General features: G+C 64.3%; 21 protein-coding genes. 13 read left to right on the top strand and 8 right to left on the bottom strand.

The features are described from left to right. Positions 1-40: 40 nt before the first annotated feature. Complete coding sequence (locus tag FPY90_RS03660; protein ID WP_498683887.1) at positions 41-718, bottom strand: peptide deformylase; 678 nt, start codon at positions 716-718, stop codon at positions 41-43. Further along, positions 715-1,896, bottom strand: a complete 1,182-nt coding sequence (gene zapE, locus FPY90_RS03655; protein ID WP_498683886.1) for a cell division protein ZapE — start codon at positions 1,894-1,896, stop codon at positions 715-717. The genes FPY90_RS03660 and zapE overlap by 4 nt, the downstream gene beginning before the upstream one ends. Positions 1,897-2,865: 969 nt before the next feature. Here zapE and FPY90_RS03650 point away from each other — a divergent pair. Then, complete coding sequence (locus tag FPY90_RS03650; protein ID WP_498683883.1) at positions 2,866-3,312, top strand: dihydrofolate reductase family protein; 447 nt, start codon at positions 2,866-2,868, stop codon at positions 3,310-3,312. 1,412 nt (positions 3,313-4,724) lie between these two features. Here FPY90_RS03650 and FPY90_RS03645 read toward each other — a convergent pair. Further along, a complete protein-coding gene (locus FPY90_RS03645; protein WP_498683881.1) occupies positions 4,725-4,976 on the bottom strand; it encodes a hypothetical protein in 252 nt (83 codons plus the stop codon). Between the two features lie 661 nt (positions 4,977-5,637). Beyond that, positions 5,638-6,477: an EamA family transporter gene (locus tag FPY90_RS03640; RefSeq protein WP_498683880.1), complete on the bottom strand. Its 840-nt coding sequence runs from the start codon at positions 6,475-6,477 to the stop codon at positions 5,638-5,640. A gap of 115 nt (positions 6,478-6,592) precedes the next feature. On the opposite strand from FPY90_RS03640, the gene FPY90_RS03635 reads away from it, so the two are divergent. The 4 genes from FPY90_RS03635 (at position 6,593) to FPY90_RS03620 (ending at position 11,321) form a co-directional block, all read left to right on the top strand. Further along, complete coding sequence (locus FPY90_RS03635) at positions 6,593-7,093, top strand: Lrp/AsnC family transcriptional regulator (RefSeq protein ID WP_498683879.1); 501 nt, start codon at positions 6,593-6,595, stop codon at positions 7,091-7,093. Between the two features lie 501 nt (positions 7,094-7,594). After that, on the top strand, positions 7,595-8,734 hold the full coding sequence (locus FPY90_RS03630) for a serine hydrolase domain-containing protein (protein ID WP_498683877.1): 1,140 nt from the start codon (positions 7,595-7,597) through the stop codon (positions 8,732-8,734). A 335-nt stretch (positions 8,735-9,069) separates the two neighbouring features. Further along, entirely contained in the window at positions 9,070-10,203 is a 1,134-nt protein-coding gene (locus FPY90_RS03625; protein WP_498683876.1) for a glycosyltransferase family 4 protein, read from the top strand. Positions 10,204-10,523: 320 nt separating this feature from the next. Then, complete coding sequence (locus FPY90_RS03620) at positions 10,524-11,321, top strand: SGNH/GDSL hydrolase family protein (RefSeq protein ID WP_498683874.1); 798 nt, start codon at positions 10,524-10,526, stop codon at positions 11,319-11,321. A gap of 173 nt (positions 11,322-11,494) precedes the next feature. Here the strand turns inward: FPY90_RS03620 and FPY90_RS03615 are convergent, their stop codons facing one another. Together FPY90_RS03615 and FPY90_RS03610 are read right to left on the bottom strand one after the other, a co-directional pair. Beyond that, positions 11,495-12,013, bottom strand: a complete 519-nt coding sequence (locus FPY90_RS03615) for a GNAT family N-acetyltransferase (RefSeq protein WP_498683873.1) — start codon at positions 12,011-12,013, stop codon at positions 11,495-11,497. A 362-nt stretch (positions 12,014-12,375) separates the two neighbouring features. Continuing rightward, positions 12,376-13,722 (bottom strand): hypothetical protein, encoded by a 1,347-nt coding sequence (locus FPY90_RS03610; protein ID WP_498683872.1) that lies wholly within the window; start codon positions 13,720-13,722, stop codon positions 12,376-12,378. A gap of 577 nt (positions 13,723-14,299) precedes the next feature. Between FPY90_RS03610 and FPY90_RS03605 the strand changes: the two genes are divergently transcribed. From FPY90_RS03605 to FPY90_RS03570, 8 genes are all read left to right on the top strand, one after another. Beyond that, entirely contained in the window at positions 14,300-14,809 is a 510-nt protein-coding gene (locus FPY90_RS03605; protein ID WP_498683870.1) for a 2'-5' RNA ligase family protein, read from the top strand. Positions 14,810-15,440: 631 nt separating this feature from the next. Then, a complete protein-coding gene (locus FPY90_RS03600) occupies positions 15,441-16,070 on the top strand; it encodes a biotin transporter BioY (protein WP_498683869.1) in 630 nt (209 codons plus the stop codon). Next, complete coding sequence (locus tag FPY90_RS03595; RefSeq protein ID WP_498683867.1) at positions 16,067-17,152, top strand: AMP-binding protein; 1,086 nt, start codon at positions 16,067-16,069, stop codon at positions 17,150-17,152. The genes FPY90_RS03600 and FPY90_RS03595 overlap by 4 nt, the downstream gene beginning before the upstream one ends. After that, entirely contained in the window at positions 17,142-18,266 is a 1,125-nt protein-coding gene (locus FPY90_RS03590; protein ID WP_498683866.1) for an acetyl-CoA C-acyltransferase, read from the top strand. The genes FPY90_RS03595 and FPY90_RS03590 overlap by 11 nt, the downstream gene beginning before the upstream one ends. Beyond that, positions 18,263-18,955, top strand: a complete 693-nt coding sequence (locus FPY90_RS03585) for an energy-coupling factor ABC transporter ATP-binding protein (RefSeq protein ID WP_498683864.1) — start codon at positions 18,263-18,265, stop codon at positions 18,953-18,955. The genes FPY90_RS03590 and FPY90_RS03585 overlap by 4 nt, the downstream gene beginning before the upstream one ends. After that, complete coding sequence (locus tag FPY90_RS03580) at positions 18,949-19,560, top strand: energy-coupling factor transporter transmembrane component T (RefSeq protein WP_498683863.1); 612 nt, start codon at positions 18,949-18,951, stop codon at positions 19,558-19,560. Before FPY90_RS03585 ends, FPY90_RS03580 begins: the two co-directional genes overlap by 7 nt. Then, positions 19,557-19,883, top strand: coding sequence for a CHY zinc finger protein (locus FPY90_RS03575; protein ID WP_071215021.1), 327 nt, complete (start codon positions 19,557-19,559; stop codon positions 19,881-19,883). Before FPY90_RS03580 ends, FPY90_RS03575 begins: the two co-directional genes overlap by 4 nt. A gap of 132 nt (positions 19,884-20,015) precedes the next feature. Next, positions 20,016-20,510 carry a DUF2199 domain-containing protein gene (locus tag FPY90_RS03570; RefSeq protein WP_498683861.1) on the top strand — a complete coding sequence of 165 codons (495 nt, stop codon included), beginning with the start codon at positions 20,016-20,018 and terminating at the stop codon, positions 20,508-20,510. A gap of 518 nt (positions 20,511-21,028) precedes the next feature. Here the strand turns inward: FPY90_RS03570 and FPY90_RS03565 are convergent. Both FPY90_RS03565 and FPY90_RS03560 read right to left on the bottom strand, forming a co-directional pair. Next, entirely contained in the window at positions 21,029-21,715 is a 687-nt protein-coding gene (locus FPY90_RS03565; RefSeq protein ID WP_498683859.1) for a hypothetical protein, read from the bottom strand. A gap of 216 nt (positions 21,716-21,931) precedes the next feature. After that, a complete protein-coding gene (locus FPY90_RS03560; protein ID WP_498683857.1) occupies positions 21,932-22,369 on the bottom strand; it encodes a VOC family protein in 438 nt (145 codons plus the stop codon). Between the last annotated feature and the right edge of the window lie 17 nt (positions 22,370-22,386).

Genomic DNA, 22,386 nt, shown 5'->3' with positions numbered 1-22,386 from the left:
TTGGGAGAGCGTTGCGGATCGTTCACCCCAAGCCCGGGAGCTAAAAGCCCAGCGCGTGGCGTGCCTGGTCGATTCCGGGATTCGCCCAACGCGGATATTCGTGGTTGGCGCACAGCGACCGGGTCAGTGCCTTGTCGATGTAAACGGTGCCATCCAGGTGGTCCGTCTCGTGCTGGAAGATCCGCGCTTGCCATCCGGAGAAGTTCCTCCGCCGGGGGATTCCGTCGGCGTCAAGAAAACTGGCGGAAATGTCGGCTGGCCGCTCCACCACGCCCTGGTATCCGTTGAACGACAGGCAGCCCTCGTAGAAGGCGGCCGTGCGGTCGCCGATCGGCTCGTAATGCGGATTGATGATTTCCAGGTAGTCCAGCGGCTCGCGCTCTCGCACCGTTGAGATTTCGGGGCTGGTTTCGTAGAGATCCTGAAGCACGGCAATCCGCAAGGGGATGCCCAGCTGCGGTGCGGCCAGGCCGACGCCCGGAGCATCGAGCATCACTGCGCGCATTGTCTCCAGGAATCCTCGCAACAGTTCGGGCCCGAGTTGGACGTCGAGCTCTTTGGCCTGCATCCTCAACACCGGGTGCCCGAGCTGGACGATCGGCGGAATCTCGCCAGAGTCCCTGAGGCCAACGAGGCGGGTGACTTCGCTCCGGATCCATGCGGGGGAGTAGATGGCTGATTCCTCGTCATGGAGGTCCGCCATTGATTCGTTGCTCATGCGTTGGCACCTTGGGTGATTGGTCGTGTGGCGGTGGTTTGCAAGGCGTTCAGCCGGCTGGCCAGGCGTGCAGCGTCCAGTTCCGGGAGGTGGCTCAGCGACTCCGAGAAGTCCTCCTGCGCGAGCAGGTCGAGGCGGATGTTGTGGTCGTACAGGACGTCGATGGCGTTGGCGAGACGGCGCAGCCCAAACGGGGTCATGGCGGCAGCACCCGGTACTCCGGAAATAACCCAGTGGTTGAATTCCTTGGCCAGCTCCAGGTAGTCAAGCGTCGAGGTCAACGATTCACACAGATCGCCAAATTCGAACCAAAGTTGCCCGGGAACAGCCCGGAGCGCACGGATGTCATGGCTGGTGGGTTTGAGAGTAGCCACCTCGTGTTGCGCCGGTGCCATGAGTCCAATCCGGTGCAATTCAGCGGCGGCCGGGGCCACCAGGAGGCTGCCGGTGTTGTAGCCGTGGCGCTGGGCATCGTCGACATCGATGCTGCGGTAGTCCCGGTGGGCATCGAGCTCGTGGACATCCATGTGCTCGCGGATTTCGGCAATGATCGGCAAGATCAGGTGGTGATAGTACTCGTCGGCCAGAAGTTCCTCGGGCGGATAGTTCGAGGTGGTGACCAACAGGATCCGACGGCCCATGATGAATTTGAACATCCGCGCCAAAAGCATCGCATCGCCGGGGTCGTTGCAGTGGAACTCGTCGAAGCAAAGAACCTCAACGTTGCCCAGGATCGACTCGATGGATTGTTCAATGGCGCTGGTGCGAGCCACCACCCGGTCCATGCGCCTCCGGTCACTGCCGAGCGCCTCTGGCTCCTCGATCTGGGCCAAGGCCGTCGCCGTGGCCTTGTGCGCGGTGGCGTGTAACTCCCTGAAGAATTCATGGAAGTGGAATCGACGTTTGTTTTCTGTTGGAAGGGCGTCGAAGAAGGCACCCAGGATCCAGGTCTTTCCCCGGCCGGGAGGTCCCCAAAGGTACATATGGTCACCGGAGGGGGAGCCATGCTGCCGGGACAGGTGACGCTCCGCGTTTCGTGCCAGTAATCCGATCGTGCCGAGTTGCTGCGGATCGATCTCCAAGCCCTCGACCACGGCATGATCGAGAATGACGTCCTGGATTCCTCGAGTGGCGCCGGTATGTGCACCTGCATGGACGTCTGAATATTGATGTGGCATACCATCGAGTTTCCCTGAATAACTATGCAAGCGCCAAAACAGGCCGAAAAGTAGTTATGTCAACCAATAGTTATCCTTCCCAAAGACACGGAGGAGCGGCAGGAACACGAAGATTTCACCGAGATACTTCGGGATTTTCCACTTTCGGCCAGCTTCGGGTGCCGGCGTGCATCGAAATCCGTGGGTGCGCTCGGCGCCGGACCCCGGGCGGTTGCCGACGAGCCACGAGCCGGACGCGCGAAAACGGAAATTTCGGGGGAGTCGGACGCAGTCGAGGCGGGCAGCTAGATGTGCTGGAATGTGCGAATTTCACCACTTTCAGAACCATGGATATTTCGCCGATAATCTACATTATGTCAACTTGGCTTTTGAGGGCACTCCCCTAAGTCGCTGAAGGGCCTGATTCCAGTCTCATGACAGGTAATGCATTCTCACTAGACCTGAGGTATTTGGTTGTTTTGCTTCTACACTGGGTGCCATGGCATGCGCACCGTTGAAGCCGGGCCCAAGTCTCCTGCCGGCTCCTTCATGTTCAGGGAGCAATTTTCCGCTGTGCCGATGCGAGATTAGTGACCATCGCGTTGTGATCCTCTGGAAGTGCAACCGCACTCAAACGACTGGGGGCAGTCCATGAGCCTCTAGCCAGCCACATGTGCGAAGTCGATGCGAGCCAGTTCCGATCGGCTACGTCACCTTCCCCCAAGGCCTGTCCCTGAAATGGCCAGCGAGTTCGCGAACTTCCTCGGCCTTGGTCAATTGCCCGCATGAAGCTACCAATAAGTACCAAGCGTCATTGTCACACTAATGAGTCAATCTATCTGAGGAGTCCCCATGCGTGTTCTGGTCGTGAATCACGTCAGCCTTGACGGAGTCCTGCAAGGTCCGGGCCGACCTGACTAAGACACCAGAGGCGGCTTCCGGTACGGCGGCTGGGCCGAACAAGACAACGACCCAGCGATGCGTGCGACTATGGGCGAGCGGATGGGTCAAGACTTCTCCTGGCTGTTTGGCCGACGCAGTTATGACGATATGCTCACCCACTGGAACCGGATCGGCGGACCATTCAAAGACGGCCTAACCCAGACAAGGAAATACGTCGCATCTTCCAACCCCGATGCCGAACTCCCCTGGCCGAATTCCACGCTACTAAGTGGCGATGTCCCAGCTCAGGTGGCTGCGCTACGAAAGCAACCCGGCGGCAATCTCGTAATCATGGGCAGCGGTCAGCTCATCCGTTCCCTACTTCCCCACGGTCTCGTTGACGAGCTGCTTCTTATGATTCACCCGATTGTGCTCGGCTCCGGCCACCGCCTGTTCGGTCCGGACGACGAAGCGCACCGGATGCGGCTGGTCGCCTGCACTCCCACCGCTTCTGGCGTATTGATGGCGATTTACCAATCGACCCAGCTGGCTTAGGTAGGCCAATTATTCGCGAGTCCTATTGTCGCAAGAAGGCGTTCGCAAAGTTCGCGGTAGTTTCGTTGCCAGTTGCCATCAAATGCCCCTCAGCCCGGCAAGCGTTCAGCTTGTGGGCGACCAGTTGTGCTTGCCCACCGAGTTCTCCAATGACACGCACGGCTCGCAAATTCGGCAAGCTGCCACGTGGGCTCCAAAGCAGGCCAAATTGGAAAATTTGGTTCGGCTTTAGTGAAAAATGGGCAGGATCGATTCGCTACGGTTGAACCAAAACCCTAATTTTGGGGTCTTTCGTGTTTCAAACTTTGGTGACAATGGACTGTCTTCATGCCGCTCCCGAGTTCTTGGGCAGAGCATCCTTTAGTCGGGATGGCTCGGAATTTCAGCGCGCAATACTCCCCAGCCCGAGCCACCGGCCGGGAACACAGCCCGAACCCGAGATCGTCATGGCGACCGAGCCACTACTGGTTGGACCCAACTCGGTAACCCAACAAAAACTCGTCGCCCGCCCAGTCCGCAAAATCCATGCCTCTCCAGGCAAAGATGTGCCTTAGCCCGAGGCATCGGAATCCATGTGGAGACCCCAGACCACCCGCGAAAGCGTTATCAGCACCAGCACTTCGCCCTGGATCGGTGATGTCGTCGCCGGTAAAACGATAAGTTCAGATTTCTAGACTTCCAGCGAAACGCAATGTCAGCGCGTCACCAAAACAATGTCACCACCCGACTCAGAAACTTGCAGGCTGTTAAGAACTTCGAAAACCTGAGAGCCTTATCAATTTATCGCGCTACGAGCGCTTTCAATATTTCACCTCAGCCTCGGAAATCAATGGCGATCTGGCAGCACCACTCCCCCAGCAGGCAAACATCCAATCGTTCGCGGCCGTGGCGGACTAACCGTCGATGGTCTTGTTCGCCGCCGCGATCGCGTCACCGCATTGGACACGTGTCGCGTGCGCGCCTCATACCGGAGTCTTCCGCGAGCGGATTAGCCACGAAAATAGCGATCACCGGAAACTGCAGGGGTCGCCGATCGAATGCGTCACAGATTGAAAACGAGCTGATGCTTCCGGAAGCACCGGTTCCAGCGCCATCCTTCAGCGCAGCCTCACTTGATGTGATCGGCTAATGTGGTTCCTTGGATGGCCTCAGTTATGTAAACCGTATGGGGGCGGTCTTACACCACGCTTTTTGCTGGCGTATCTTATGAGCCAACTTAAATTCTGTGGATTCAAAGATTCACGTCAGTGAGCAATTGGGCCGTTAGAGGATCGCTATGCGGGACTGTCTCGGAATGCAAGTACGACACGTCCATTGCAGAACGGCCACTCGCCATATTCGAAACACTGCACGAGATGATTCACCAACCGCTCCATCACCCACTTGCACGGAGCAGGATGCACCCGTTTGGGTCAGCCCACGGCGACGAGCGTCGCCCAGGCAACGTCGACCACACAAAGCCTATCGTCGGTCTCTCGGTAAAAGACGTCTCCCGGATAGCGGCTCCCGGGCACTGCGCCTTCGGGGAAGCCCTCCAGGTTAATGCTCCACTGAGGACCGAGCGCCGCTTGGTCGGCCCAATACCCCGCGACAAACTCTTCCGGCTCGCGCGCGGAAAGCCCTGACCAATCGCTGGGCGCACCGAGATCCGCCACGGAATCCATGCAGGTACCCCCTGACGTTCCACCCGAAGCTAAGTCACTCACGAGCTTCTCGGTCCTTTGAATCACCTGGGCACCATCGTTCGCCCAGATCGCTGCGTCAACCGAGCACCCAGTCAGCAGAGACGCGAGGGCGCTGGCCGAAAGTACGCAAACCGCTCGCCGAATCGATCTCATCCTTCAAATCTACCGTCCCACCTATCGGACCTGTGCACGAACAGTCGAGGAGTGGCTCCTGTTCGGATCACTGTGCCCTCCTGACACCCTGCCCACGAGGCACTGCAACGATTGCCGACGACTATGCCGCTGCCACCGCGGTGTACGTGGTCCTACCGCTGGCAAGAGCACCGTTCCTCAGCATTCCGGATACAAATACGGAGCCTTACTGATCCTGCACCGCCCGCAGAGCGTTCCCCATCTGGGGCTGCGGTGACGCCAATTTGCAAACAACAGAACCTCGCCGATTCGACAAAAAATGCAGCCTTCTGCCTTGGCGGATAGGCATCCCGTGCGGGCGCTGGCTCGAGCACGGTGCGGCTCAGCGGAACCCCGAAGGGATCCCGCCTCTTGCATGGTGCTATCCGAGATGGATAGCCAAAATTCATCGATTCTGAGCAATTCGAACCGCAGGCTAGACGCTCTGATTGACGCCGGTTTCTGCCGCTCATTTGCGTTCGTGGTGCAGCGCAACTCCAAAGATCACAAGGAGCACCCCTGCAAGTTCAGGAATCGTGGGGATCTGTGAGAGCACAGCGATTCCAATGGCCGTCGCCGTCGCAGGCAATAGCGAGACCATGATCGAGTAGCGGGCACGGCTCAGCCGCTTCATCGCAAGTTGGTCGCACACGTACGGTATAACCGAAGAAGTCACTCCCACTCCTACCGCCGCGGCAAGCAGCCACGGATCGGTGAATGCCGGGAGGGCTTCCGCAATCCCAAAGGGGAATGCGACAGCTGCCGCGATGATCATTGCCAAGGCAAGCCCGTCGATCCCGCTCAGCTGAGTATTGCGGGCGACCCGGTGGCCGAAAATTATGTAGAGCGCGAACAGGGACGCGTTTGCGGCAGCAAAGGCGAAGCCTATCGGTTCAGCGATGAGGCGAACATCCGTAAGCAGACAGACACCGGCTACGGCGGCCAGCAATGCGAGTCCGTTTCGTGGGCTTCGGACAGCGATCGCAGCGAGCAGAATCACGGGGAGAAATTCTATTGCGGCAACAGTGCTCAATGGCAGTCGGTCGATTGCAGAGTAGAAACTTAGGTTCATCACTGCCAAGACCGCGCCCCAGCCTGCCAGGAGGAAACGCGTCGTTCGGTCGAGCTTTCGCCATGTGCGCCAGGGTCTGCGCCAGATTGCAAAGATCATTGCCGCTGAGGCGATGCGAAGCCAGGCGACGCCGAGCGGCTCGACGCTGGCGAACAGGAGAACCGCGAAGGCCGGACCGAGGTAGTGGTGTACGGCGCTGACGATGAAGTAGGCGTGAGGTGGAATTCGATCCACCATGGCACGAATGGGTCTGACAGTAGAACTTCTTGAACTGGATGTTGGCACATTCTAAGTATCGGAGGCACTATTGAAGTAGACCAGTATGTAATCTAAGTGAAATACAGTGATTCCCATGGAAAGTAAAGTAAAAGTGCCGACAGGCTTTAGCCTCAACACGGAGCTACTGGATGAGGTGAATCGTCACATCATTGGCGAGCTGGCTATGGACCCGCGAATGACCGTGGCCGACCTCGCCCGTCGAGTTGGCATGTCGGCCCCTGCAGTACGCGAGCGGATGACCAGGCTCGAAATCGCTGGAGTCCTTAGGGGCGTCAAACTTGATATCGACCCTGCGAAGATCGGCCTACCGGTGGCCGCCTGGGTGCGAGTACGACCCGGTCCCGGACAGATAAGCAAGATTGCAAACCTCGCTGCCAACACCCCACAGGTGAGCGAGTGCTATCGGATCTCAGGCGAAGACTGCTTTCTCATGCAGATACACGTCCCATCTATAGAAAACCTCGAGGAGCTTCTGGACCAATTCCTCATTTTCGGGCAGACCACCAGCAGTTTTGTCATTGCAACCCCCGTCGCAAAGCGGCCCGTGCTACCAGGCCGAACAACCACCCCATAGGACGTACCGCCGCGCTCATCGGGGAAGCCGGCTTACCGGCGAACCCAATTCCGACACCTCGGCCGCATTGTGATTGCGGCCGAGGGCGCACGGAGGTCTGACGCCCGGTCCCCTCGTCAACTATGGAAAAAGCGAAGCTCAGCAATCAGAGGCGGCAACTTGTTGTTCAAACGGTCGAGCCACTGCTGCGAAATGGGGCGTCGATGGTGCCAGACGGGAAGCGGACCAACCCGGAGCTAGCGGATGCAATCCAAGAATTCTCCTATAAGCCTCAAGCAGTTCTAGCTAGGCCAGCGGATCCACGCCGATGCTGATCCATCCCGGAATCGCTTCCAACCGGCGGCACATTGTCCCGCCCAAGGCCGTTATCGGGCATCCCAGGTTGATCGGTAGACCTGTGTGCCCCAAGCAAGCGCCCAACCCCGGATGCGGCGTTGATTGCCACATGGATGGTCAGAAATCCGGCGGCTGCGCACGGAGCATTATGGTACTTTCGTGAGCATGGCAAGCAGCGAGTTTGAACCATCAAGGACGCACGCCGCGAGGATCCTTCAGATCGAGGGCGCACGGTCGCCTGACCGCCAGCGGTCCTACGCCTTGAGCATTCCGCAATTGTTGGACCGTAACCAAGTCCCTGGTGTCGGTGTGGCCGTCGTACACGACTTCGAAGTTGCGTGGACGAAGTCGTGGGGCGTGGCGGACGCCCAGTCTGGCATGACCGCCACCGACCAGACGCTCTACCAGGCAGCATCGATTACTAAACCACTGGCAGCGATGGCGTCGCTTAAGGCCGCTCAGCTCGGGCTGTTCGATATCGACCAGGACATCAACACAATCCTCAAGAGCTGGAAGCTTCCGGATGCTCCGTTCGGCGGAGAGGTCGCCGTCACACCGAGGATGCTAATGAGCCACACCTCCGGCCTCGGCGACGGATATGGTTTCCCCGGATATGAACCGGGCAAGCCGCTACCGACTGTGCTGCAAATCCTCGACGGCCAATCGCCCTCGCCATTACCTGCTGTGCGGCTGGTTCGTCCGGCCATGACGGCCTACCAGTATTCAGGCGGTGGTATCGAGGTACAGCAACTCGCGCTCACCGACACCGTGGGGGCACCCTTCACACAGATCATGCTCGACTGGGTCCTTCGACCGATCGGCATGACCAACAGCACCTACGAGCAGCCTTTGCCGGCCGAGCTCGAACTCGGGGCTGCCCGCGCCCACAACCACACGGGTGCGACGATGGGTGCACCTTGGCACGTCTATCCGGAGCAGGCTGCGGCCGGGTTGTGGACGACGCCCGGCGACCTCGCCAAATTCGTCGTCGAGATTCAACGGACGCTGGCCGGACGGTCGTCGCTTGTCCTGAACCAATCGACGATGCGGAACATGGTCACACCGGTCGGCGTAGGCCCATTCGCAGTCGGCTTCATCGTGTCCAAGAAAGGTGAGGGCTGGTACTTCGAGCACGACGGCGACAATTGGGGCTTCAAGGCTCAACTCATCGGACACGTCGCCAAGGGCTACGGCGCGGTGATCATGACCAACGGCGACAACGGCCTACCGGTGATAGCGGAGATCCAAGACCGGATCGCCAAAACGTACGGCTGGGACCTACCCGACCGGGCCTCGGATGGTTGAAGCCAGGCAATAACCGGCCCCTGATTCGCTCGACGATGACCACGCTGCGGGTTCTCGGGTTCGGGGCGGGATCGCTGTCCCGCAGGAAGTTCCCCTTGCGGGACTCGCGCCCTGCGCACGGGGTACGAGGGCCAACTTCGCTTGGCAGCTGGAATCGGGGTCCCTGCTTGTCCATGGCCAGGAGTTCTCCTGCCCTCACCCGGAGGTCAACCCGCCGCCGGGTCGGTGCAAGGTACCCGGAAGGTGCAGCTCCGGGTGCTGCCGTTCACCCACTTTTCACCGCCATGTACCTAGGGCAACGCTCGGTGGCAACCTTCGGCGGTCATGGTTGAGGCGTGAAGGTTGCCATAGTTGCTGAATCGTTCTTTCCCGAGATGAACGGGGTCACCCATTCGCTGCTGAAGGTCTTGCAGCACCTGGATGCCCGCGAGGACCAGGTCTTGGTCATCGCCCCGTCGACGCTGGAGAATGCGCCTCCCACGGTGGAAGGCGCAACCGTGAGGCGGCTGCCGGCCGTCCCACTGGCCGGATACCGGAACATCCGGGTTGCCTTTGGTGGGGTGGTGCGGGTGAAGGCCCTGCTGGCCGAGTTCAATCCCGACGTCGTCCACCTGGCATCGCCATTTGTTCTGGGCTGGCGTGCCGTCAGGGCCGCCGCGGCCCTGGGTATTCCCTCCGTGGCTGTCTACCAGACCGACGTTCCGGGCTACGCAGCCCGTTACGGCATGCCGTTCTTGGAAAACTGGGCGTGGCAGCGGGTGAAGCGGATCCACGTGGCAGCGACCAAGACTCTTGTCCCCTCGAGCGACTCGATGCAAAAGCTGCGGGGCCACGGCATCCCGCGGCTGGAGCTGTGGCGCCGCGGTGTGGATACCGCACGCTTCCACCCCGACAAGCGAAGCGCGGATTTCCGCCGCAAGGTGGCGCCCCAAGGACAAAAGATCATCGGCTATGTGGGGCGTCTGGCCCTCGAAAAGCAGGTGGAAGACCTGGCCATCCTGTCCGAGATCCCCGACACCCGGCTGGTAATCGTCGGCGACGGTCCGCAGCGCGAGGCGCTCGAGTCGCTTCTTCCGACGGCCCATTTTGCGGGCTTCCTGGGCGGTGAGGAACTAGCCACCGCCATGGCCTCCTTCGACCTGTTTGTGCACCCGGGGGAACTCGAAACCTTCTGCCAAACCATTCAGGAAGCCATGGCCTCGGGGGTCCCCGTCGTCGCCACCGGGCGGGGCGGCCCCGTGGATCTCGTGGATTCCTCGCGCACGGGCTGGCTATACGCACCGGGCAACCTGGAGCAAATGCGAACCTACGCCATGGACCTCATCGGTGACGACGCCAAACGTTCGGCCTTTGCGGCCGCAGCTTTCCAGCAGGTCCAAGGCCGCAGCTGGCACGTGGTGTGCGAACAGCTCATGAACCTCTATGCCGAAGCCATTGCCGAGCACCCGCGGCTTCGGCTCGCCCTGTGACCATGCAAATGAGAATTACAGGTAGCGGTGCAGGATTTCTTGGCCCGGGGCGCGCCCTCACGCTGCCCCAAACTCAAGTGGGTCAAGGGAGCGTTGGTGCCGACACGGATGCGGTTCGAGGCGCGCAGACGGGCCGGGGCGCAGTTTCCTTCCTTCCGCCCGGCGTTGCCGACCGGTTGGAGGAGGTGCACGTCCTGTGCATTGGGAATCTGCGGCTCAAGGCGGCTGACGGGAGTGATTTGCAGTTCCTGGCGTCTTCGATTGACACTCGGTTGCCGCAACCGAAGGCGCCGGCGTCACGGCCAGCCGGCTAGCCCCGCATGCTTGACCATGAACCGGGCCGCTACGTAGCCCTGGGCGATTCCTTCACCGAGGGAGTCGGGGATATCAGCAAGCGGCGTCCCAACGGCGTCCGGGGCTGGGCCGACAGGGTAGCCGAGGCCCTCGCGAGCGATTGTCCGGGCTGGGAATACGCGAACCTCGCCATCCGCAGCAAGCGGCTTCGGCACATCATCGCGGAACAGCTGGAACCGGCCATCGCCTTGGAACCAACGCTCATCACGCTGTACGCCGGAGGCAACGATGTCATGGACCTTGGGACGAAGATTGCCGACATCTTGGCCGACTATGAATTATTGGTCCGCCGGCTGGCACGCACGGGTGCAACACTGGTCCTTTTCACGGGTTACGACGTGGAGGTTTCACCCATCTTGGGGCCCTTGCGCCGCAAGAACCATGCCTACAACGACGGCGTCCGGCTCATCGCCGCGAAGTACGGTGCCGTCCTGATGGATTACGCGACCTTTGCCGCCTATGCGAACACCCGCATGTGGGGTCCCGATCGGCTGCATATGTCCAAGGCCGGGCACAAGTACATGGCAGCGAGGGTCCTGGATGTCCTTGAGGTGCCGCACGGCATCACGCATCGGGACAAGCGGAAGGCACCGCGCGGCGTCCGGCAGCGGGCTCGGGAACACCATGCCTGGGTTACCCAGTGGGTGCTGCCCATGTTCGGGCGCAAGCTCCGGGGCACCACGCTGGGCGACGCCCTGAGCCCCCGGTGGCCCGATCCGGTGCGGGTGCCGCCGAAGAAGGGCCTGAAGAAACTGACCCGATAAGGCGGTGCCTGCACGGCGTACCGTTGCCGCTCGTGCCCTGCCTGCGCCCCGATCCAGTGGTGCCGGGATTTCTTGACAGGGTCCCGCCCGTCGCGGCCCGGTCCGCCCAGGTAAAGTTCCGCGCGGCGACGCCCGGTCCCGGGGAAGGTCGCCTTCTCCCGGGCTGTGAAATCCTATGCCGAGCGAAGTATTCCCATGATGACGATATCCTCGTACTTTCCGCGAACCCAGGCGTGCTGGCGCTGACGACCCTCGACCACGAATCCCGCCTTCTCATAGGCGCGGATCGCCCCAAGGTTGGACTCGATCACTTGCAGGTGGACTCGACGCAGGTTGCAGCGCACGAAGGCAAAGTCAACGATTTGTGCGATGGCTGCGCTCCCGATGCCTTGTCCACGAGCTTCGGGAACCAATGCGATACCGACTTCCGCGTGGCGGGCGAGCTCGTCGAAATCGAATAGCGAAACACTGCCGACGGCGGCACCGTCCACGTCGACCACGAAACGCACGTTCTGGCTTGAATCATCAGCATCGCCCTGCGCCAGCCGGCTCTTGAAGGCCTCCCTGGTCAGCGGCCCAGGCGATGTCGCGCTGCGCTCCTCCCAGGTGGCTAGATCGTCAGCGATTCGGAACAAGACGTCAAAGTCGTCTGCGGAACGGGATCGAAGCATGACTGCTCGCGGTCTGGACATGCTCAGGATCCTATCAATCAACGCCAGCGGCCCGACAGCAATGGGCCTAAAAGCTGTGGACAAGACCCAATGGCCGCCGGTTGGGTCGCGACAGTTGTCGGCAGGTTCTTTGAAATTGTCCTGCCACGCGACATTCCTGGTCGCCTCCGGAAGGCAGGGGCGGTGCCGCCTGTGTCGGAGCCGCCATGGTCCCGGCCGATGACGCCATCGGTGTTGGACGACGGCGCTTTGGAAACGCCGGCTCCAAGCCTCCGGGGAAATCCGAACCCTGTGCAGGCAAGCGGCCCTTCCGCAGGCCTCTCACCGTGTCAATGCCTCTTTTGAAGGTTTCGGCGGAAGCCGCACCTTCAAGAGAGGGACGTTCACTGGTAGGAAACGAACCACGGCTTCGGGTCGATATCGAAGGTCTTTTTCGGGGTGAACGTCGGCGAGTCCTCGTCGATGAAGTTCTTCCACCCCATCCAGATCCCGTCGGGCAGGTCGAGGCGCAAGTTCTTCCACGTGGCCATCTTCATCCCCGGTGTCCCGTTGCCGTCGGCGTGCACGACCATCGCCAGTTCGGGGTGCGATGTGTCCAGCGCGGCCCGGTCGCGAATCATGCTCCGCGTGAATTGGTGCAGGATGACGATTTTCTGCGGCAGTTTTTGCTTGCGTGTCAGCTCGGCCAGCCAGTCATTGGCGCGGTTGAGCTCGGCGGCATCCACGGAGCCGATCTGGACCATGTGGCGCTGGCCGGGCTTGAGCCTCCACTCGGGGTCGTAGGCGATGCCGACGTTGGGGTAGGTGAGCAGCTTTTCGTAGTGCTTGGCCTGGGTCAGGAAGTCGTTGCGGCCCGGCTGCAGGTCAAGCACCACGTACACGCCGGCTTCCTGGGCGGCTTTCACCCAGGGCTCGAGTCGCTCCACGGGAACGTAGCTGGAGTACTTCCCGTCCTTGCCGGCGGACGCCGAGGCAACGGTCGCGATGATCTCGAAGGCAGGTTGGACCTTTTCCTTGCTATGGGGCTGGTATTCCTCCGCGTACTTCTTGGCGCGCTTGATGGCCCCGTCAATGTCTTGTTCGCCGAGCAACCCCAGGGAAGCCGTTCCTGGTGTCCCGTACAGCGCGACCATGCGCCGGTCCGGGAACACGATCTGCCCGCCGCCCGGGAGCTGCTTTCCTTCGGCAGCCGTTGCCGCCAGTGCCGAGAAATCCTTGGTTTTCCCGAACCCGTTGCCGATGGCATACAGCTCCGAGGCCGCATGGTTCTGGAAGAATTCCTGGTTCTTCGCAGCCCGCGGGTCGTCCGAGTCCATGGTGTGGAGGTCCGCCCCTGCTGCTTGGGCCGTGGCAAGTGCGGGACCTGCAGCTTTCGCAGCCTTCTCCCCCGCGCGCACGACGACGGCGAAGCCTGACTCCGTGGTGCCTTCGGCGTGGTCGACTTCAGGCAGGTCGGCGTTGGAGGCCGACCCGTCGACGACGTCCAGGCCGCCCGCCAACGAATCGGACAGGGCTCCGTAGGCAATGAGGGTGCGTGCGCCCAGACGCCCTAACTCGGAGCCAAAGTCCTGCTGATCCGAAGCATCTTCCGGTGCGCCGTCGGGTGCCACGAGCAACGGGACACCTAACGTGCGGGCCATTTTGGCGGCGTCGTCCTGCGCACCGTCCTTGCCCAGGACGACAACAGCGGGTGCTTTCTCGAAGAACGCCTGGCTGGATTCCAGGGCCATGTCTTCGGTGTCCCCGCCAATCCGGCCGAAGCCAGGCACGGGATCGGCCAACACCACGACGTCGCGGGTTTTCTCCGATTGTGAGCCGAAGGCTCCTGCCTCGCCCCTCGGATCCGCTGCCGTGCACCCGGCCACTACGAGAACAAGGGCTAGTCCGCAACTGGCTGCACGGAGACCATTCTTGGCCCAATTAACCATTTCTTTCCTCTCCCGTTGACCTTGGCCATGGATTTTCATCTGTCCCGCCATAACGTGGCTTCCTGGTCGGGAAGATCCCCCGGGCCGTTGGTGCGACCCGGAGTACGGGATCCCCCGTCAAGGGATGTCCACCAGGCACGAGCCTAGCAACAATGCTCCGGTGGCACCCGATTGTTCCGGACCGGTGCCGAGCGCGTGGCAGCCATGGTGACCCTGCTCGTTGGTCACCGTGCGGAGGGAAGATCCGACCGCCCGCGAACCGCCCTGCACGTTGCACGCCGCGGGCTGCCTGCCCATCGCCAACGCTTCGCCCCGCCGGCCATAGAGCGCTTGGGCTATTGGCCGGGTCCGCACGGTGGTCGGAGGCCTATCCTGAAGCATGGGTGCATTTGTTCTGGTGGCCTTTGTGGTCCCCGTGCCGGTAGGTCTGGTCTTTCCCCGGAGCAGTTGGCCGCTGCACATCACCGTGGTGCGTTTTGATACGCGGGAATCCGCCGACGTCGTGCGCGCCCGTCTGGATGTTGCGCTGCCGGCGTTGCTTGGCTTCGGGGTTCGCATCGGACCGGATGCACAGTTCGGCCGAAACGCGTCGGTGCCGGTATCGCTGGTGGAGCCGGAGCCGGCCATGCAGCGTCTCCACAACGCCGCGCTGGATGCCTTGGGGCCGCAGGTCCACCTGCCCGGCGCGCAGCACAACGGACCGAATTACCGCCCGCACGTCACCCATGCCGAAAGCCGTCTGCGGCCCGGGGGCCGGATCCGGATTCGGCAGGCGGCGCTGGTGGACATGCGTCCGGACAACGACCCGCGGCTGCGCCGGGTCCTTGCCGTCTGGGAGCCGGCCCCTGGAGCGCCCGGCATGGGCGGACACCAAGTGGACCGGTCCTAGATATCGCAAATGGACGAGATCGGGGCCCACTGTGCTGAAGCGATGCCCAATGCGGCTCCATTCGGCGTTCGGTCCGCGTGGGGTGGGATCGCTGCAACGGGTTCGGCACAGCGCATGCGGTCCGACCCACCGGGCCCGCGCCTTCCATGGCTCGGCTTGGACGTAAGCGGCCATGGGTCGCCGGCGGAGAGGCCTGCGTGGGGCATGGCCACGACCGTGGGGGTTCGTTCTGGGTGGCGCATCACCGTGCGCCAACAAATGCTCTTCCCCCGGCCCGCAATTTGTAGTAGCACTCCCCCGCCCGCCGACTGCCACGTTGCACCGCCGGCTCGGTTGAAAGGGCCTCGTTCGTCGATGTTTCACGAGGTTGGAGCATGGTTTGGGGGCTTTGGCACAAGCTTGCCACTCCGGCACCGGCTTGCGGGTATCGCCGGCTATGGGGCCCATCCCGGGGATTGGCCGGCCCGTCTTCATCGAGAACGCGCGGGGCTGTGGGGCCGAAGTGTTGCCGCGGCCATTGTGGCTTTCGCCATGGCTTAACTATAGTGGACACCACCCCTTTGAACACCGTTCAATTGGGCGGTGTTCAACTGGACGCCGGCCAGGGTTGAAACCCAGAAAGATCCTTCCCATGACCAAGAACTGCCTCCTTCCAAATCGCCCTGCCCCGCGGCGTCTCGACGCCACCAGCCTCGCACGGGTCGCCATCTTTGCGGCGATTGTCGCCGTGATGGGCATGCCCGGCGGGTTTGCTGTCGCGGGCGGCGTATCCATCACCCTCCAGACCCTCGGCGTGATGATCGCCGGAGCCATTCTCGGGCCGTGGCTTGGCGCCCTCTCGATGACGGTGCTGATGGCACTTGTCGCGATCGGCCTGCCCCTGCTGGCAGGCGGCCGCGGTGGCATCGGAGTGTTCTTCGGGCCTTCGGCGGGATACCTTGCCGGCTGGATCCTTGGCGCCTTTGCCATCGGCCTCATCGTGCATGCGGGGGGACGCAAGCCGGTGCTGTGGCGGACCCTCCTCGGCATGCTGGTCGGCGGCATCCTGGTGATCTACGCCGTGGGGGTCCCCGTGCAGAGCCTGGTGACGCGCCTCCCGCTGGGCGAGACGGCGGTGTTGAGCCTGGCCTTCATCCCCGGCGACCTCATCAAGGCCGTGACCGCGGCGGCTATCGTGATGACGTTGGTCCGGGCCTACCCGCGTGCCTTCAACCGCGTGTGGGCCACGAAGAAGCCCCCGGTGCTGGAGCCGGCCAAGTGATCACCACGGTCGACGGCGCGGATCCCGGCCTGCTCGAGCAACTGAGGCGGATCCGCGAAGCGGGAAACGTTCCGCTGGTCACGGATCCCAGATGGACGCCGGCGCACCGCGCCGCCATGGCCGCCGCGGCCGCGAAGGCGGAGCTCCCCGGGGAAACCGCGTGGGCGACGCTCACCTCCGGCAGCAGCGGTGCGCCGCGCATCGTGCTGCGCAGCGCGGAATCCTGGGCGGCCTCGTTCGCTGCCGTGTGCGGATTCCTGGGTGCCGGAAGCGGTCAGCACGTGGCGCTTCCGGCGCCGCCGTCCTCCTCGCTCACCCTGTTTTCGCTCGCCCACGCCCTTGCGGGCGGCCCCCGCCCGTTGCTGCGCATCGGCCCGGACGCCGATGCCTTGCACGGCACTCCGCAGGCGCTTCGGGCCGTGCTCGACGCCGGCGCGCCCCCGCGGCTGCGTGCGGCGCTGGTCGGCGGTTCCCACCTCGACCCGGCGCTGCGCGAGCGTGCCGAAGCCGCGGGCATCCGGGTCACGGCCTACTACGGCGCCGCCGAGCTGTCCTTCGTGGCCTGCGACACGGGCGACGGGCTGCGTGCCTTCCCCGGGGTCGAGCTGGACATCCGCGATGGCGAGTTGTGGGTGCGCTCGCCCTTCATCGCCTCCGGGTATGCGGGCGCGCCCGGCCCGTTGCGCCGGGACGGGGCCTGGGCCACGGTCGGGGACCGGGCGGAACTCCTCGACGGCCGACTGCGCCTGTTGGGACGGGCCGACGACGCGATCCTCAGCGCCTCGGCGACGATCGTGCCGGAGGAAGTGGAGGCGGTGCTGCGCGCGATCCCGGGCGTTCGCGATGCGCTCGTGTTCGGGCTGCCGCGCGGTCTCGTCGGCGCCCTGGTCTCGGCGTTGCTGGAACTGGACGGCGAGGCACCGGTCGATGTCCGGCAGCTTGCCGCCGGCCGGCTGGGAGCGGCGCACCGGCCGCGGCGCTGGTTCACCGGCAGGATCCCGCGGACCGCCTCGGGCAAGCCCGCACGCGCCGAGGCCCTGCGCCTGGTCCTCGCCGGGGAGGTGCAGTCCCTTGCATGCTGAGAATGATCCGGTGGTCATTTCCGCCCGGCGCACCCCGATCGGCACCCGCGGCCGTGCCCTGGCGCGCCTGCGCGTCGAGGAGCTGGCGGCCCCGGTGATCCGGGCGGCCCTGGAAGATGCCGCAGCGGCGCACGGCGCGCCGGTCACGGTGGCCGATGTCGTCCTCGGCAACTGCATGGGACCGGGCGGGAACCCCGGCCGCATCGCCGCGCTGGCCGCCGGGCTGGGCCACGAGGTTCCCGGCGCCACCGTGGACCGGCAATGCGGCAGCGGGCTGGCCGCCGTGCTCGATGCCGCGGCAGCGATCCGCGCCGGGGACAGGCGGATGCGGGTCGCAGGAGGCGTGGAAAGCGCCTCGACGGCTCCGGTGCGCTCGGTGGACGGCGTTCCCTACGACCGGGCGCCGTTCGCCCCGGCGGGCTTCAGCGACCCGGGGATGCTCCGGGCCGCCGAGGACCTCGCCGCGCGCGACGGGATTTCTCGCGCCCGGCAGGATGCGCATGCCGCACGCAGCCACGCCCGCGCCCGGGCGGCACGGGACGCCGGCCGCTTCGACGCCGAGCTGGTGCCGCTGGCCGGGCTGCGGCACGACGACGCGATCGGCGGCGCCGAGCGCCTGCTCCCCCGCCTGCCCGCGCTGTTCCCCGGCGGCACGCTCACCGCCGGCACGTCCACGCGGATCGGGGACGGTGCCGCCGCCCTGGTGCTCGCGCCGGCCGGGGCCGGGCCGGGTCTCGCCATCCGGGCCTCCGCCGTGGTGGGCTGCGATCCGGCATATCCGGCCATCGGTGCCGCAGGTGCCATCCAGGCGGCCCTGGAATCGGCCGGAGTGGTCCTGGCGGACATCGCGGCACTGGAAATCGTGGAGGCGTTCGCCGCCCAGAGCCTGGCGGTGCTGGATCGGATCGGTCTCGCCGGGGACGATCCGCGGTTGTCGGCCGACGGCGGCGCCCTGGCGCTCGGCCACCCGTGGGGCGCCAGCGGTGCGATCGCCGTGGTGCGGCTCTTCAGCCGCCTCGTGCGCGCCGGGGCACCGGCCGGGACCCGTGGCATTGCCGCGGCGTCCATCGGCGGCGGCATGGGGATCGCCGCCGTGCTGGAGGTCGTCCGATGAGCCGGAACGGACTCCACCTCAAGAACGTCGGGGTGCGCCTGGGAGACACGGACGTGCTGCACGACGTCTCCCTGGATCTCGACGCGCGCACCGTGGCGGTCATCGGGGAAAACGGCTCGGGCAAATCCACCTTCGCCCGGTTGGTCGGCGGCCTGCTCCCCCGGGCCTCGGGCGAACTGGGCGTGCTGGGGCTCGACCCGGCCCGCCGGGCAGCCGAGCTGCGCCGCCGCATCGCCATCGTCTTCAGCAACCCGGACGCCCAGATCATCATGCCCACCGTCGCCGAGGACGTCGTCTTCTCGCTGCGCGCGGACCGGCTCCCCACGGCAGAGCTCGAGGAGCGGGTGGCCGCGGCGCTGGAGCGGTTCGGCCTCACCGACCTGGCCGAGCGCGCCTCCCACGACCTCTCCGGCGGGCAGAAGCAGATGCTCGCGCTGTGCGGCGCGTTCGTGCGCAACCCGGAACTGGTCATCGCGGACGAGCCGACCGCCTATCTGGATGCGCGCAACGCCCGGAGGGTCGCCGACCACCTCTTCGAGGACACCGGCCACCGCCTGGTGCTGGTCACCCACGATCTCGCGCTGGCCGCGCGCTGCGACCAGGCGGTGCTTTTCGCCGGCGGTTCCCTGGTTGCCCACGGCGAACCGGACGGGATCATCGCCAGGTACGAGGCGGTGCTGGCATGCTGACGCTCTACAAGCCGGGAACCGGATGGCTGCACCGCATGCCAGCCGGCCCGAAGCTGCTGCTGGTCCTGTCGGTGGTGCTCGGAGTGTCGCTGCTGCCATCGCACTGGTTCTCGGCGGGCCTCGCCGCGGCGGCGGGCATCCTGGGCTATGCGTTGGCCGGACTCGGTCCCGGGCTGCACGGGATCCGGGAACTGGGCCGCCAGGTGTTCGCCATCCGCTGGGTCATCGTGGTCACGCTCGCCAGCCAGCTGGTCTTCATGGGCCCGGAACCCGCGCTGGCCAACGCCGCCCGGGTCGGGGCCGCGATCGTGCTCGCCGCACTGCTCGCGCTCACCACGCGGGTCACGGAGCTGCTGGACGCCATCGAGACCGGGCTGCGCCCCCTGGCACGGCTGGGCCTGGACCCGCAGCGGATCGCGTTGCTGCTCACGGTGACCATCAGCACCATCCCGGTGCTCGGCCGCCGGGCGTCCGAGGTGCGGGATGCGCAGCGGGCGCGGGGTGCACGGAACAACCCGCGCACCTTCGTCGTCCCGTTCCTGATCGTGGCGCTCAAGCACGCGGACGAGCTGGGCGATGCGCTCACCGCCAGGGGCGTGCGATGAGCCCGGACCGGCCGAACGTCCTTGGTCCGGTCGTCGATGGCCAGACGCGCTGCGTGCACTACCGGACCGAGCTGGACGTGATTGCGGTCAAGTTCGCGTGCTGCGGCGAGTTCTACCCGTGCCACCTCTGCCACGCCCAGACAGCCGACCACCTCGCAACGCAGTGGCCGCTGGATTCCCGCGGCGAGCCGGCCGTGCTTTGCGGCGTCTGCGGGCACCTGCTGGCGATCACCGAGTACCTCGGCACCGACTCGTGCCCGGATTGCGCCGCATCGTTCAACCCGGGATGCAAGCTGCACAGCGAGCTGTACTTCCAGGGTTGAAGAGGGAAGCCTGGATCGCCGTTGTCGAGTTGGGCAGCGGCGGTCGGTGCTTGTGCGGAGCATCGCAGGCTTCCAATTTTCCCGATTCCGGATAGGGTTCAAGCAGGAGCCGATCGGCAGGGGCACTGGATCATGGCAGCCGAACATTCTTGCAGCGCCTGCGGTCGCGAGGTCAGCGACCACGATCGGCACATCCGCTTTGCGCTTCCCGATCCCGTACTGCACACCGCCGAGCAACACCACGCCCCGGGATCCTGGCTGAGCCATGACACACCGAACACCTCGGTCATGATGCAGATCCAGGGAATCGGTGCGTTCGTCAGGGCGCTGCTGCCGGTCTCCCTCAGCGGGGGCCACCGGCTCACCTTCGGCGTATGGGTGGCGATCAACCCCGCCGAATTCTTGGAGACCTTTTCGACCTGGTGGACACCCGAATACGCGGATCTGCACCTTCAGGGGTACCTGGCGAACGCCGTCGGCCCGTGGGGGCTGCTGGGGGCGCCGGTTGTCTTGGAGGTCAAGGACATTGACCACACCCCCTATTGCGTGGAAAGCGAGCAGTTGGACCTGGCAGAGGTCCTGCACAAGGAATGGCCGCACGAAATCCTCGACGGGCTCCCCGCGTAGAGCGCGATGCGCCTGCCTCCGGCGGCCCAGCGGTCCCTGGCCTGGGCGTTGGCGTTTGCCCCGGCAATTGCCGTGCGATCCTGGCCAAGAACACCCAGTGCGCCACCCGGCACCGGGTAGACCCTGGCCCGGTTCTCACCAATCAAACCCATCGTTGCCGCCCGGGCGGCAAGTGTCGCGTCGCCGATCGGGATGCTGCACGGCCCCTTGCCCACTCGCGCCTGGCGCGTTCAAGCAACAGGTCCTGCCCTGCACTCCCCCGGTGCAACTTCGTCTCGTTCGGCCTGCGTCCAAATAGGTGGAGGCCATCCCTTCGAACCCCGTCCATGAGGGAGCGAAAAATTTCGTCTTCGGGCGCCGTCCAGCCGAAACGCCCATCGAATCGGTCACCCCGCGCGTCGGTTCCACGCTGCTCCCGCGCGATGCCGGCAGCCAGGGACAGACAAGGAACCCACCTCATGCCGAGCCAATGCCCCTGTGGACTGCGGGCATCCGTCCGGTGCACGCAGCAGTGACTCCTATTTCCTCGTCGTGAACTCGATGCGAATCCGCCCAAGCTCGGCGCGCGGGAGCACCGCAGTCACCACGGCTCCCCCTTCGAGTGCCGCGCCGATGCCGTAAACGAACGGATCCGTGTCGATCTCCGCGGCCGGCGCCTCGACACCATCGACCAGGACCGTGACCCGGCCGTTAACCGAGCCGGGGGTCACCTCGGGGGCCGGGTGGTCCCACGGGTTGCCTCCAAGCCCACGTTTCTCGCGGAACTGGTTCACGCGGATGTAGTTGACGTGCTCGACCAGCACGCTGCCGACCGAAGAACGGTCGGAGGAGTCGCGGTTCCAGGTGGTTCGCACGGCCTCCCAGAGCTGCGGATATCGCATGCGTTCCACGTGCTCCAGCAGCCATGCGGGACGGGGCCACGGCGGGACGTCCTCGATGGCCAGGCGCGTCTGTTCGTCGAGGTCCGCGAGATTGACCGGGTCCGAGCGGTCATCCGGGTTCCGCCACAGAACATAGCTGAGGCTCGCCGTCATGTCGCTGTACCCGCGATCGTCCAGGCCGGATGCCAGGCCGACCCAATCAGGGTCCTCCAACGAGGGCTGGGGAACGAGCCCCATCACCGGGACCGGCATGAGCTTGAGTTGTTCCGCCTGTTCGATCCGCGGATCGGGTGCGTCTTCGGGAAGGATGCCATCCATTCTCATGCTCCGAGTATGGGCCACGGACGTGCCCCTTGGACCGAAACGCGAAGAAATGGTTTCCGGCGCCCATCGGTCCGCGGGACGTTCCCCCAAATGCACCGGCACAATTCCGGTGCCACATGTGGGTGTGGCACCGGGTCGAACCCTGGGGTCGAGACCCTCAGCAATCCCGTACAGGAAGCTCGTGCCTCGCACGCAAGGTGAGGAGGAGCGCCGTTGTCAGTGGATCCTTTCGGTCAGGGAAACGATGATCCCCTCCGGTCCCCGCACGTAGGCCATGCGCCAGTAATCCTCGTACTCGCCGACGCCGCCGACCAGCCCGTATCCCTGCGCGGCCAGCCGATCGACCAGCACCTGCAGGTCGTCGACCTCGAAACACACGTTGCGCAGCCCCAACTGGTTGGCCATCGCGTCCGGGGATCCCGGCACATGGTCGGGCCGGACGAAACGCGCCAACTCCAGCCGGGCGCCGTCCGGGGACCGCAGCATCAGGATCTCCGTGCGGGAATCGGGTATGCCGCACACCGTGTCCAGGAACTCGCCTTCGACGAATGTGCGACCCTCGACCTCGAGACCAAGGTCGACAAAGAACTTCGCCACGGTATCAAGGTCCGCCACGGTGACGCCGACGTGGTCGAAACGTTCTATCCGTGCCATGCGATGCTTCCTCCGGT

This window comes from Arthrobacter sp. C2, assembly GCA_024207135.1.
Classification (GTDB): domain Bacteria; phylum Actinomycetota; class Actinomycetes; order Actinomycetales; family Micrococcaceae; genus Paeniglutamicibacter.
The sequence above is the reverse complement of the archived record's forward strand: the minus strand, read 5'-3'. Positions and strand labels throughout refer to the sequence as shown.

What these genes read in the sequence shown, in the direction of transcription:
- FPY90_RS03660 (WP_498683887.1), bottom strand. Translation starts at nt 718, where the DNA reads ATGAGCAACGAATCAATGGCGGACCTCCATGACGAGGAATCAGCCATC.
- zapE (WP_498683886.1), bottom strand. Translation starts at nt 1,896, where the DNA reads ATGCCACATCAATATTCAGACGTCCATGCAGGTGCACATACCGGCGCC.
- FPY90_RS03650 (WP_498683883.1), top strand. Translation starts at nt 2,866, where the DNA reads ATGGGCGAGCGGATGGGTCAAGACTTCTCCTGGCTGTTTGGCCGACGC.
- FPY90_RS03645 (WP_498683881.1), bottom strand. Translation starts at nt 4,976, where the DNA reads ATGGATTCCGTGGCGGATCTCGGTGCGCCCAGCGATTGGTCAGGGCTT.
- FPY90_RS03640 (WP_498683880.1), bottom strand. Translation starts at nt 6,477, where the DNA reads ATGGTGGATCGAATTCCACCTCACGCCTACTTCATCGTCAGCGCCGTA.
- FPY90_RS03635 (WP_498683879.1), top strand. Translation starts at nt 6,593, where the DNA reads ATGGAAAGTAAAGTAAAAGTGCCGACAGGCTTTAGCCTCAACACGGAG.
- FPY90_RS03630 (WP_498683877.1), top strand. Translation starts at nt 7,595, where the DNA reads ATGGCAAGCAGCGAGTTTGAACCATCAAGGACGCACGCCGCGAGGATC.
- FPY90_RS03620 (WP_498683874.1), top strand. Translation starts at nt 10,524, where the DNA reads ATGCTTGACCATGAACCGGGCCGCTACGTAGCCCTGGGCGATTCCTTC.
- FPY90_RS03615 (WP_498683873.1), bottom strand. Translation starts at nt 12,013, where the DNA reads ATGTCCAGACCGCGAGCAGTCATGCTTCGATCCCGTTCCGCAGACGAC.
- FPY90_RS03610 (WP_498683872.1), bottom strand. Translation starts at nt 13,722, where the DNA reads ATGGCCCTGGAATCCAGCCAGGCGTTCTTCGAGAAAGCACCCGCTGTT.
- FPY90_RS03605 (WP_498683870.1), top strand. Translation starts at nt 14,300, where the DNA reads ATGGGTGCATTTGTTCTGGTGGCCTTTGTGGTCCCCGTGCCGGTAGGT.
- FPY90_RS03600 (WP_498683869.1), top strand. Translation starts at nt 15,441, where the DNA reads ATGACCAAGAACTGCCTCCTTCCAAATCGCCCTGCCCCGCGGCGTCTC.
- FPY90_RS03585 (WP_498683864.1), top strand. Translation starts at nt 18,263, where the DNA reads ATGAGCCGGAACGGACTCCACCTCAAGAACGTCGGGGTGCGCCTGGGA.
- FPY90_RS03580 (WP_498683863.1), top strand. Translation starts at nt 18,949, where the DNA reads ATGCTGACGCTCTACAAGCCGGGAACCGGATGGCTGCACCGCATGCCA.
- FPY90_RS03575 (WP_071215021.1), top strand. Translation starts at nt 19,557, where the DNA reads ATGAGCCCGGACCGGCCGAACGTCCTTGGTCCGGTCGTCGATGGCCAG.
- FPY90_RS03570 (WP_498683861.1), top strand. Translation starts at nt 20,016, where the DNA reads ATGGCAGCCGAACATTCTTGCAGCGCCTGCGGTCGCGAGGTCAGCGAC.
- FPY90_RS03565 (WP_498683859.1), bottom strand. Translation starts at nt 21,715, where the DNA reads ATGAGAATGGATGGCATCCTTCCCGAAGACGCACCCGATCCGCGGATC.
- FPY90_RS03560 (WP_498683857.1), bottom strand. Translation starts at nt 22,369, where the DNA reads ATGGCACGGATAGAACGTTTCGACCACGTCGGCGTCACCGTGGCGGAC.